Source organism: Pantoea sp. E956-1, from assembly GCF_982223955.1.
In genome coordinates this window covers 1-370 of the sequence record NZ_CEUYZP010000119.1, presented here as the reverse complement: position 1 = coordinate 370, position 370 = coordinate 1, and the positions used below count along the sequence as shown (strand labels likewise).

Below are 370 nucleotides of genomic sequence, written 5' to 3'. Positions count from 1 at the left end.
GCTTATCAACGCTGAGGCGTGACGACGAGGCACTACGGTGCTGAAGTGATAAATGCCCAGCTTCCAGGAAAAGCCTCTAAGCATCAGGTAACACAGAATCGTACCCCAAACCGACACAGGTGGTCAGGTAGAGAATACCAAGGCGCTTGAGAGAACTCGGGTGAAGGAACTAGGCAAAATGGTGCCGTAACTTCGGGAGAAGGCACGCTGGCGCGTAGGTGGAGGGACCTGCTCCCCGAGCCGAAGCCAGTCGAAGATACCAGCTGGCTGCAACTGTTTATTAAAAACACAGCACTGTGCAAACACGAAAGTGGACGTATACGGTGTGACGCCTGCCCGGTGCCGGAAGGTTAATTGATGGGGTTATCCG

The 370-nt window shown here is 54.1% G+C and carries 1 rRNA gene; it reads left to right on the top strand.

Annotation, left to right across the window (positions count from 1 at the left end):
- A 23S ribosomal RNA gene (locus AC0T7J_RS25545) occupies positions 1 to 370 on the top strand; the annotation flags it as partial.